At 36.5% G+C, this 9,970-nt stretch carries 11 protein-coding genes; 4 read left to right on the forward strand and 7 right to left on the reverse strand.

Annotated elements, in window-relative coordinates; genetic code table 11:
- Window positions 1-29 precede the first annotated feature (29 nt).
- Both BUB45_RS05835 and BUB45_RS05840 read right to left on the reverse strand, forming a co-directional pair.
- Window positions 30-422, reverse strand: coding sequence for a hypothetical protein (locus BUB45_RS05835; RefSeq protein WP_073006269.1), 393 nt, complete (start codon window positions 420-422; stop codon window positions 30-32).
- Between the two features lie 289 nt (window positions 423-711).
- Window positions 712-1,470: an exodeoxyribonuclease III gene (locus BUB45_RS05840; protein ID WP_073006271.1), complete on the reverse strand. Its 759-nt coding sequence runs from the start codon at window positions 1,468-1,470 to the stop codon at window positions 712-714.
- Between the two features lie 676 nt (window positions 1,471-2,146).
- Here BUB45_RS05840 and BUB45_RS05845 point away from each other — a divergent pair.
- Genes BUB45_RS05845 through BUB45_RS05860 form a run of 4 tightly spaced genes read left to right on the forward strand, consistent with a single transcriptional unit; the run spans window position 2,147 to window position 5,299 of the window.
- The gene (locus BUB45_RS05845; RefSeq protein ID WP_073006273.1) at window positions 2,147-2,542 is read left to right on the forward strand and encodes a GntR family transcriptional regulator; all 396 of its coding nucleotides are present in this window, start codon (window positions 2,147-2,149) and stop codon (window positions 2,540-2,542) included.
- A complete protein-coding gene (locus tag BUB45_RS05850; protein WP_073006275.1) occupies window positions 2,535-3,224 on the forward strand; it encodes an ATP-binding cassette domain-containing protein in 690 nt (229 codons plus the stop codon). The genes BUB45_RS05845 and BUB45_RS05850 overlap by 8 nt, the downstream gene beginning before the upstream one ends.
- Window positions 3,221-4,054 (forward strand): hypothetical protein, encoded by an 834-nt coding sequence (locus BUB45_RS05855; RefSeq protein WP_073006277.1) that lies wholly within the window; start codon window positions 3,221-3,223, stop codon window positions 4,052-4,054. Before BUB45_RS05850 ends, BUB45_RS05855 begins: the two co-directional genes overlap by 4 nt.
- A gap of 12 nt (window positions 4,055-4,066) precedes the next feature.
- Window positions 4,067-5,299 (forward strand): hypothetical protein, encoded by a 1,233-nt coding sequence (locus tag BUB45_RS05860; protein ID WP_073006279.1) that lies wholly within the window; start codon window positions 4,067-4,069, stop codon window positions 5,297-5,299.
- A 203-nt stretch (window positions 5,300-5,502) separates the two neighbouring features.
- On the opposite strand, the gene BUB45_RS05865 is transcribed toward BUB45_RS05860, so the two are convergent.
- The 5 genes from BUB45_RS05865 to BUB45_RS05885 form a co-directional block, all read right to left on the reverse strand.
- Window positions 5,503-5,850: a thioredoxin family protein gene (locus BUB45_RS05865; RefSeq protein WP_073006281.1), complete on the reverse strand. Its 348-nt coding sequence runs from the start codon at window positions 5,848-5,850 to the stop codon at window positions 5,503-5,505.
- Between the two features lie 244 nt (window positions 5,851-6,094).
- On the reverse strand, window positions 6,095-6,649 hold the full coding sequence (locus BUB45_RS05870) for a CotY/CotZ family spore coat protein (protein WP_073006283.1): 555 nt from the start codon (window positions 6,647-6,649) through the stop codon (window positions 6,095-6,097).
- Between the two features lie 458 nt (window positions 6,650-7,107).
- Complete coding sequence (locus BUB45_RS05875; protein ID WP_073006284.1) at window positions 7,108-7,926, reverse strand: ETX/MTX2 family pore-forming toxin; 819 nt, start codon at window positions 7,924-7,926, stop codon at window positions 7,108-7,110.
- A 16-nt stretch (window positions 7,927-7,942) separates the two neighbouring features.
- On the reverse strand, window positions 7,943-8,842 hold the full coding sequence (locus tag BUB45_RS05880) for a hypothetical protein (RefSeq protein WP_073006286.1): 900 nt from the start codon (window positions 8,840-8,842) through the stop codon (window positions 7,943-7,945).
- Window positions 8,843-9,075: 233 nt separating this feature from the next.
- On the reverse strand, window positions 9,076-9,891 hold the full coding sequence (locus BUB45_RS05885) for an ETX/MTX2 family pore-forming toxin (RefSeq protein WP_073006288.1): 816 nt from the start codon (window positions 9,889-9,891) through the stop codon (window positions 9,076-9,078).
- Window positions 9,892-9,970: the final 79 nt, after the last annotated feature.

Consider the following 9,970-nt stretch of genomic DNA (forward strand, 5'->3'; position numbering starts at 1 on the left):
TGTGGCGATAAGCCAAGCTTTTCTAATCCTTACGTCTCATCTTCTGTTTTTAAGAAAGTGAGAATAAGGAAAATCGCAAAGCTAATAAGTAGAATTGTACCTCCAACGATAAACAATATCGTTATTACTGTTTCATTGAAGTTAAACGGACGTAAATAGTATAGCCACATGCCGACTGTTAAACCGATGGCACCGATAATCGCTGTCCATACGTGAAGTGCTGCAAGTTTTTTGTTAGCAGGCATGAAAATTTTATAATAAACCGCCCAAGCAAATAAAGTAAGCCAGCCGACGAGAAGAATATGTGCATGAACGGTACGAAATTCATATCCCCCCGCACCTGCCATATGTGAACCAATAAACGCTCCTATTACAGCAAAAATAGCCGAAAATCGCAGTAATGTTTTACTGTACGTATTCAATCCATAGCACCCCTTTTTCTCCCATTTTCATCAAGTCATAGATTGTTTCACTTTATCCTACCATAGTTTTATGAACGGAGTATGAATAATTGGATTTTCTTTTATTTTCACTGAAAGTAAACAACGCTACTTTTTATTGCTTTTGTGCTATCGGAAAAAGCATGAAATTTTAGAGTTCATCGTATAAGAACCCTCTTATGACTATGATTCTCGCAGATAGAATCTTCTATGTAAAGCATGGTGCAGACTTGTTTTTATATTTTCTAACGAAGCAAAGTTTACTTTTCCTTTAAGCTTGTTTCAGTTCCAGCTGAATGGGACAGTGATCGCTACCGTATACTTCTGAATCGATTTCTGCATGTATTAATTGTTCTTTTAAACGATTGGAAACTAGGAAATAATCAATTCGCCAACCAATATTACGCTCACGAACGGTTTTCATATAGGACCACCACGTGTATAATCCCTCTGTATTTGGCTGAAAGTAACGCAACGTATCAATAAAACGGTCGTCTAATAGCCGCGACATCTTTGCCCGCTCCTCTAAGGTGAAACCGGAATTACCATTATTTGATTTATCATTACGAATATCGATTTCCTGATGGGCAACATTTAAGTCACCACAATAAATGACGGGCTTTTTTTCGTCTAATTCTACTAAATAAGCATAAAGTTGATCTTCCCACTGTAAGCGGTAGTCTAGGCGAGAGAGATCTCGCTTCGCATTTGGAGTATAGACATTGACGAGATAAAAATTTTCATATTCTAATGTAATGATGCGCCCTTCTTCTTCGGTATTCGCGTCACCAACGCCATAGGAGACAGTCAATGGTTTTTGTTTAGTGAATACAGCGGTACCAGAATACCCTTTTCGGACAGCGTAGTTCCAATATTGGTAGTAGCCTTCTAATGGTAAATCAAGTTGTCCTGCTTGTAATTTTATTTCTTGCACACAGAAAATATCAGCATCTATCCTATGAAAATAGTTTAGAAATCCTTTGCGAATACATGCTCTTAGTCCGTTTACATTCCAAGATACGAGTTTCATAAATTTTAATTCCTTTCTTTCAACTTAGGATAGTTTATCCCAGGTATAATGTGCTGTAAGCCCCCATTTTAAGAATTGGAGATGGGAGCTGAACAAGTCTAAGTGGGAGATAATAGCACCTAAGTCCCCGATTCGTTCTGAGTCTTTTAGTCTACCCTTGCGGTACGAATAATCCGTGGGGGATGAAAGTAATCCCCCCACGGATTGAAGGTTTGCTTTATATGGAAATGAAGCACAGAATCATTGTAGCATATAAAACACAAATTACTAGAAATGCAATATGTAAGAATGAGGTAATCATCTAATTCATTTTTATAAAAAGAGACAGCATTGACAAAAAAGTGTATGAAGCATATAATACAGCTTAGTATTGTATTATATGCTTCATACACTTATGATTACGCTTTGAGTTAAAACTAAAAAAAGGTAGTAGACAAATCAGACAAAAGAAATTCACATATTAAGAAAAATCATCGTATTTTACCTATTGTTAACTGCTGTTCAGGTTCGTTCTATGTTAGTTATCCTATGTAGCGTTTTGTAGGTAAAAGTAAACAGGACCTTGAGGAAATTTGAGTAAGCGTAGTGTTTTTCATAAGCGAGTCGTGATACATCAATTTTTTTGCCTTTAGTGTATTAATCACATAATACACCGATGAAATGAGGAGCTGTTGCTATGAAAATAAATTTTAATCGTAGGGAGCCTGTTTATGTGCAAGTGGTTCGTCATTTTAAGCAACAGATTGCGATGAATATGCTAGAACCGGGACAGGAAATCCCTTCACGTCGAGAGTTGGCAGGCGAATTAAAAATCAATCCAAATACGGTGCAACGTGCCTATAAGGAGATGGAGGAGCAAGGCTTGATTTATACAGAGCGAAATTTGCCAAGTAAGATAACACGTAATGAACAAGTGCTTCAAGTTGTGCGGGAAGAGTTAATTATGGATGCGGTGGATCAATTTGTTACAACTGTTCAATCTGTACAAGTGCCACTTGATGAAATTGTCACCATTATAAAGGAAAAGTATGAGCAAACAAATGCGGATAAGGGGGAAGAGGATCATGATTGAAGTGAACAATATTACGAAAAAATTTGGTCGTAAACAAGTGTTAAAAGGCGTAACCTTTACTGCTGAAAAAGGGGAAATAACGTGCTTAATCGGCATTAATGGTGTTGGAAAAACCACAATCTTAAATGCGATTATGGCTTTAACACCGATAAAAAAAGGAGAAATTTTGATTGATGGCGAAAAACTAAAGCCAAAAACTTTTAATCATATTACCTTTATCCCTGATGCGATTACGGTACTTCCGCAAATGACGATTACGGAATCGATGCAATTTATGAAAGATTACTATACGACATGGAATGAGGAGCGAGCACAGGAATTATTATCCTTTTTTAAATTAAATCCAGAAGACAAGATAGCTTCTTTATCCAAAGGAAATACAGCGAAAGCAAATTTACTGTTAGGGCTTGCACTTGATGTCGATTATATCCTTATGGATGAGCCTTTCTCAGGGATTGATATGTTTAGTAGAGAACAAATTGCGAACGTGTTTACGAGTCATTTAATCGAAGACCGTGGTGTGATTATTACCACTCATGAAATTGGTGATATCGAGCATTTAATTGATAAAGTTGTATTGCTTGATGATGGTGTCGTGAAAAAGCATTTCTATACGGAAGAAGTTCGTGAGGCAGAAGGGAAATCGGTCATTGATGTGATGAGAGAGGAGTATCAAGGATGAAAAGCTATTTTCGCTTAACGGAATTTGAACTGGGCAGATTTTTTAAATTTTATCTCGTGCTTATTGGATTGACGATAGTTTCTCAAATAATTGGCGTGATCGCTGTATCTAAGGAGTATATGCAAGAGGCAAATGAAGCAATTTATCAAGATGGCTTATCGAAACAAGCATTTATGGACCAGCGCGGACTGATAAGCTTGCTAGACTGGACGAATTCCATTTGGTTTTTAGCGCCAATAGCACTTTGTGTTGTTACGTTGCTAATTTACATGTTTTTCATATGGTACCGGGATTGGTTAGGGAAAAATACCTTTATTTATCGCTTGTTGATGCTTCCGACGCAAAGAATACATTTGTTTTTTGCTAAAGCGACAACTATTTTCATCATGGTGCTCGGCTTAGTTGCTTTACAAGTGTTCCTTATCTATATCGCAGGAATTGTTTTAGAATGGATGGTTCCGAATGAGTTTATGCAAACGATGGGAGTATCAGAAGTGAGTGTTGCTTCACAATATGTAAACACGATATTACCAGCAACATTCACGGAGTTTGTACTATACTACGGCACTGGGTTCATGTTTGTCTGCATCTTTTTTACGGCAATTCTTATCGAGCGGAGTTATCGCTGGAAGGGTTTGCTATTTGCAATTGGGTACGTAGCAGTCGCAACGGCAGTATTTATGTCGTTAATCTTTCTAAGTATGGAATGGGGATTATTTTCTTTATATCCATTAGAATGGCTCATTTTGCAAATCATTATAGGAATAATAGTAACGGCAAGCTCCATATTCCTGAGCTACTATTTATTAACGAAGAAAATTACGGTGTAAGGGGGAAGAATGGTGGAACGATATTGGAAACTTATGTTTACTTCTTGTCTATTTGTTTTTGGCATTGGATTTTTCTACTTGCATGATACATTTGCTGAAAAAGAACTACCGGAATATACTTGGGAAAAACAGAAGGGAAATGAAGAGGTATTAGAAGATGTATTGGTGCAAGCTTATATCCAGGACGGTAGCTATATTGGGGAAACAATCCAGATTGCTGGAGAAAAAAGAAAGTACTTAAGCCAACTTAGCTTTTTAGAACGGCTAACTGGTGCAATGGATAATTTAAAAATCAAACAATTACAACAGAAATATCGCGGGTTTATGCGTGGGAAAGAGGAGAGTACGTATAACTTTTATGAAGATAAACGTATGCTGGCATATGCGAATGTGTCTTCGGAGTGGGATGGTAGCCAGTTTAAACAAAGTAACTTTGCCTTAGAAGTGGAAACAGTATCGAAGCGGGACGATGAAACAACCTCTTTTTTCATCAAACTTCCAAACCAAGATCAGTATGATTACATGGATGTGGGAGAGGTAACAGTTTTGGGAGATAAGCTCTATGTTCTTACACAAAACGACATGTTAGTAGATGATGAAAGTCAAAGTGAAATGCGGCTATACACGATCGATCTTACAAATGAAAAACTAATTAGTGAACAAAGGTTATTTTCCGACAAGGAAGAAAACGTGAAAGGAGATCGAGAAGTAACTTTATTGCATGATACAGATGAACTTCAAGCAAGTAGCTATATAGCTGTTATGACTAGAAATTTAGACGAAGATGACCAGACAAAGCAACTTCGGCTATTTGACATAGAAAAACAGGAAGAATGGTCGGTTGATCTGCCGAAAAAAATGCTCGAACAAGAAGTGGTCGCTCATATGGGAGATGAAACGTTCTACTTTATTTACGAACAGAAAGGCAAACTAAGCGTGACGCCTTATCAAATTGCCGAACAACAATTGGATGATCCAATTGAAATTCCCATTTCTGATGCTATCGACGTCAACACGATGAAGTATACGAAAATCATTCATGATAAGTTGTACCTCTTGTATGATATGAACAGCTACATGGGGAGAGAAGGCAATGCCCCACAAATAAAAGGTAACCCACCATTAATGTATGTTATTGACTTAAAAGCTAAGGCTTTACGTTATGAAGGAGAATTAACCCCGAAAAATAAGGCGGCAAAAAATGCATTATTTATGATAGAAAGTATGTATGAAAATGAACAATGAGTGTTGAAAAGAAATTAGTGATTTTTTTTGAAAAAAGAAGGGGAACTAGCCTCTAAAATGTTGCAAGACTCCCATTTCAAGAATAGAAGAATGAAGATCAAGTAGACTAAACAGAACATGGAATGGTTTATATTATACAAGTAAGTTCGTTCAACAAAGTGACTTTATGCGGAGAAGTGGTCATTGTAGATGTGGTTGGTGCTTTAATTAGCGCCAACCACATGGCTATAAATTTGTTCCAGTTTTTCCTGAAATAAATCCATATGCACAATTCTCGCTTCACGCAAATATTCTTTTCCTTCGACGAAAAGTAAGAGTACAGGAACGGTAAATATGGAGAATCTTCCAGCGACTTCTTCCACTTGTTCGGCTTTGATATGCGCCGTAGCAATTTCTGGGTAATTTTCCATTAACTTCTCAACTTGTGGTAATAATCCGTGACACACACTACAGCCTTCGCGGGAAATATATAGAAAAGCGAGCTTGTTTTGTTCGATAAACGTATCAATGTCAGGCAAATTAGCTAATATAGTAAAGTGATTGTTGGCCATCTTTTTCCCTCCTACCTATAGCATATCACATATGGTAAATATATCATGTTGAGAAAACTTACCATGTTTATGATAATAAGGTTAGGGTAGTTTTTCCATAAAAGATTAGGCGAAATTTACAACTTGTTAAAGGTTTTTCCCACAAGATTTGGGGATATAGTATCGTTTTGCTTAAAATGCTAGAAAAAGAGCATGAGAAATTGACTATCGTTTAGAGATAGAGAGTAATTGCTGTTTTATTCACCTACATTTTCATAGGAGTAATTGGATCTAGACAAGCTACACCGATAAATTTATTTAAATTAACAGTTAAGCAAACGCCTGTAGCTACGAAATCTTTAATGCTTTTCTTTTTATTATCTTTCATCCATTTGTCATAAGAAGAATCTGACGGATATTTTGTATGCTTATAAATTTTTGGTTTGCTACTACAAGAGCTATGATCTCCATAATATGGAGATAAAATTTCTAATACTGCACAGCAATAACTACCTTCAACAAAATCCTTAGCTCGAAAAACATAAGATTCGACAGGAAAAAAGTATCCGTTATTACAATCAGCATACGATTTTTTAATTCCTTTTCCAACGAATGGATCACAAGTTGACGTACAATAAAGCATAATAGGAATAGTTGTGGGCTGTGGACTTGTAGTACTATTTGGGCTTAGGAGTTTTTCAATAGAATCTTCACAACTTGTGTTACAGCATTCACTATCACGTGCTACTTTATTTTGCGCTACAACAATTCTTCTGACGACATCACAAACGCAGTCATTCTCTATGTGATTACAGTGCATTGTTTTCTCTCCTTTAAATAAGACTTTCCATACAGTGTATTCTTTTAACTGTAACCCGGCTGTTTCATTGTCTATTTTTGAATAGAAATGAGTAAATTAATTAATTTCTAGCATTTCTAGCCTTGTCTTCCAATACCATTTAAGGCTGTTTTTTTAAATGTTACACTTGTTAAACAAGTGATCAGTTTTTAACGCACTAAATAAACTTTCCTTAGTAGAGGTTCAGGCGACCAGCTTGTATTTTATTGAGGTGATAACCAATGGAGTACATGTGGCTTCATGCTTTATAATTTGTTTCTTCATACAAAAAACGATTGGACGTATTCTTCCATTTTTGTCCCATCTATTTAATTCGTTTTACCTGTAATGGCCTTTTGTTGATAAAGCCACTTCACTTGTTGGAAGAAAAGCTGTTGCACGGTCAAATATCTGATTGTGCAACAGCCTCTTATTTTCAATTAAAAAAACACGGCTTGTGCTGCTGTTTCTCCAGGAATAGATTGAACATTTTCTGGTAAAGGATTACCTGGTAAAGGTTGGTTTCTAATTTCTACCCTTGATTGTAAACCTAGTCCACCTCGCAGCCTCAATGACCCTTCTAAATCAAGCAAATTCACATCAAATGGACTTCGTTGTGCATTCACTTTATAAAGCCTTGCTAAAATATCTCCAATAGATTCTCCAGTTGCCCCATCAAACGTTAATGGAACATACGTGATTTGTTCCGGATTGGATTGCGATCTAAACACGCTTCTTCCAGAAAGGCTAGCGATAAAAGGGATGAGACTATTAAAATTACCAATAGTAATAATAAAGTCAACAATCGTTTTTGTTTTTGGTGGTACAACAACAGTGACTTGGTTTAACCAGCTAACCGTATCTGTAGCTTCATAGGTCGTTTGTGTAGAAATATTATATTTAAAGCTTGTAGAGATATTGACATTAGGAACTTGAAAGAGGATGTTAATATTACTTACAATATCTGGTTGTATCCCATAATCATAGCCATTTATTGTGGTGGCGCTAATATCATTAACCGTTTTTCGTTCAAATTCAACCGTTTGTGGCTCTGTTGGTGTATCGGTTCCATTTGTTAATATTTTCCTTACAACAATCTCACTTCCTGACGTTCTAACGGTTAACGTATTACTTGGTAATACAAGACGGCTACTAACAAATTGAATGTTGTCAGCAAGTCTTACAAAAGTAAGACCATTTTCTTGTGCGTAAATTTTAGAAGACTCTATAAGGGCATCATTTAAATTTAAAATAGGCATTTGTTTATCTCCTTTCTTAACAACCTAAGATTGTTTCCATTTCACCCGTATTAAGGTTCATCCTAATAGTGGAAATAGGCACACCATTGGTGATGCTTACGGTTTCAATAAGCAATGATGGATCGGTATGGTAGCTCGCTGTATATTCCCCTGTATTTTGGCAGCGAAGCAAGTTAAATTCGTTATCTACTTCAATTTGTGGGTAATCGTACCAATCAATATCGGTTACAGGAATATAATGCTCAGTTTGCCCAAAGATTGGTTGGGTCGTAGTTATGCCTAACGTTCCTGTTACATAAAACATAAATTGAAATGCACGTGTAACGTGAACTGGCATCGTTTGCAAACTAACGGTCGTTCTCGATTGCGGAGGCAAACGTAATTCCTGTGATATATTCCAATTTTGAAAATTAGACTGCGTAACCGTTTCACTAAGATTGATTTGTAATTGTGGGTTATTTTGATCAGTTTGCATCGTAGGCGTTGTGTTCAGCGTAATGGGTTGCGGTTCCGCTGTTTGGGAAGTAAATGCTTCAATACCAGGATCTAGCGGTTTATTAATCAAGTAAAAGTTATTCCCTCCCGGAGCAACGGCTTCTGTTAACCGCCATGATTCTTCTATAGGTGTTGCAACGTTGAATTGAACGGTTTGCGTAACAGGTTGGTCGGCATCGTTTTCGAGTTGGGTTGTTCCAGCAGTTTCTAACGGGTTTTCTGTTAACAAGGGCTCTGAATAATTGGTTCTGAAATTAGAGGAAATCCGAACGCCTTGCTGATCCTCTATTTTAGGCAAGGAAAAGATTGTGTAGTTTCCTCCTTGGTAGCGTTGGGTCCAGCAATAAGCATAGTTGGAGTAAACCTCAATTAAATCGACAGCATCTGCCATCGGAAAAAAATTACACTCGTTATTAACCATCGTCATTCTCCTTTCAGTCAGCATATTATTATCTTCAGAAAAAGGGTGAGCATATAATGGAGTGTGTAAAAGATGATTTGTTTGTGCGAGTATATTTAAAGCATAATGAGACATAAAGTGTAAATAAGCAATATTTTATTACATTAGTAAACTAGCATAAACGGAAACGGAGTTCATTTATAGATTGAAATGGAAAGCTTTAATAGTATAACTGTATCGTTTCTGTTTCTATATTAAAAAAACACGGCTTGATTTCTTGTTGTTCCGGGAATCGTTTGGACGCTTTCCGGCAAAGGATTCCCTGCTAAAGGTTGGTTTATGATTTCTGTACTAGATTGAACCCCTAGTGCTCCTTGTAGATTTAAAGACCCTTCTATATCAAGCAAATACACATCTGTTGGATTTATTTGTGTGTTAAAGTTATATAATCTTCCCATAATATCGCCAATAGATTCTCCAGTGAGCCCTCTGTACGTAAGTGGAACATCGGTAGCAACATAAGGACCTGAGTTATAATTAAACCTAACAATTCCATAAACACTAGCTAAAAATGATACTAGAGCATTAAAATCGCCAATGGTAATAATAAAGTTAACAATCGTTTTTGTTTTGGGAGGTACAACAACAGGTATATTTTCTGACCAACTAATTGTCTCTTTGGATTCATAGGTGGTTTCTGTGGACGTATTATATTTAAAACTAGTAGATACTGAAATATCAAAATTAGCGAAAAACACATTGACATTTGTTGAAACCTCAGTTGACACGCCAAATTCAAAACCTTCTGTTGTTTTCGTTGTAACCGTATCTTCGGTTTTTCTTTCAAAGCTTATCGTTTGTGGTTCTGTAGGTTTATTCGTTCGATTGATTATTTCTTTTCTGGCTACAATGGATCTTCCTGGGTTATCAACAATTAATACGTCGTTTGGTATTTCGAGACGGCTATCTGTATATTCTAGGTCACGAATTTTAGAAAATGTTAGGTTATTACCTTCTGCGTAAACTTTAGATGCTTCAGTAATGGCTTCTCGTAAATCTAAAATGGCCATGCTTTTCTCTCCTTTCTTAACAACCTAAGATTGTTTCCATTTCACCCGTATTAAGGTTCATCCTAATAGTGGAAATAGG

This window comes from Virgibacillus chiguensis (assembly GCF_900129865.1).
Taxonomy (GTDB): domain Bacteria; phylum Bacillota; class Bacilli; order Bacillales; family Amphibacillaceae; genus Virgibacillus; species Virgibacillus chiguensis.

What these genes read in the sequence shown, in the direction of transcription:
- BUB45_RS05850 (WP_073006275.1), top strand. Translation starts at nt 2,535, where the DNA reads ATGATTGAAGTGAACAATATTACGAAAAAATTTGGTCGTAAACAAGTG.
- BUB45_RS05880 (WP_073006286.1), bottom strand. Translation starts at nt 8,842, where the DNA reads ATGGTTAATAACGAGTGTAATTTTTTTCCGATGGCAGATGCTGTCGAT.
- BUB45_RS05855 (WP_073006277.1), top strand. Translation starts at nt 3,221, where the DNA reads ATGAAAAGCTATTTTCGCTTAACGGAATTTGAACTGGGCAGATTTTTT.
- BUB45_RS05875 (WP_073006284.1), bottom strand. Translation starts at nt 7,926, where the DNA reads ATGCCTATTTTAAATTTAAATGATGCCCTTATAGAGTCTTCTAAAATT.
- BUB45_RS05865 (WP_073006281.1), bottom strand. Translation starts at nt 5,850, where the DNA reads ATGGCCAACAATCACTTTACTATATTAGCTAATTTGCCTGACATTGAT.
- BUB45_RS05870 (WP_073006283.1), bottom strand. Translation starts at nt 6,649, where the DNA reads ATGCACTGTAATCACATAGAGAATGACTGCGTTTGTGATGTCGTCAGA.
- BUB45_RS05840 (WP_073006271.1), bottom strand. Translation starts at nt 1,470, where the DNA reads ATGAAACTCGTATCTTGGAATGTAAACGGACTAAGAGCATGTATTCGC.
- BUB45_RS05845 (WP_073006273.1), top strand. Translation starts at nt 2,147, where the DNA reads ATGAAAATAAATTTTAATCGTAGGGAGCCTGTTTATGTGCAAGTGGTT.
- BUB45_RS05885 (WP_073006288.1), bottom strand. Translation starts at nt 9,891, where the DNA reads ATGGCCATTTTAGATTTACGAGAAGCCATTACTGAAGCATCTAAAGTT.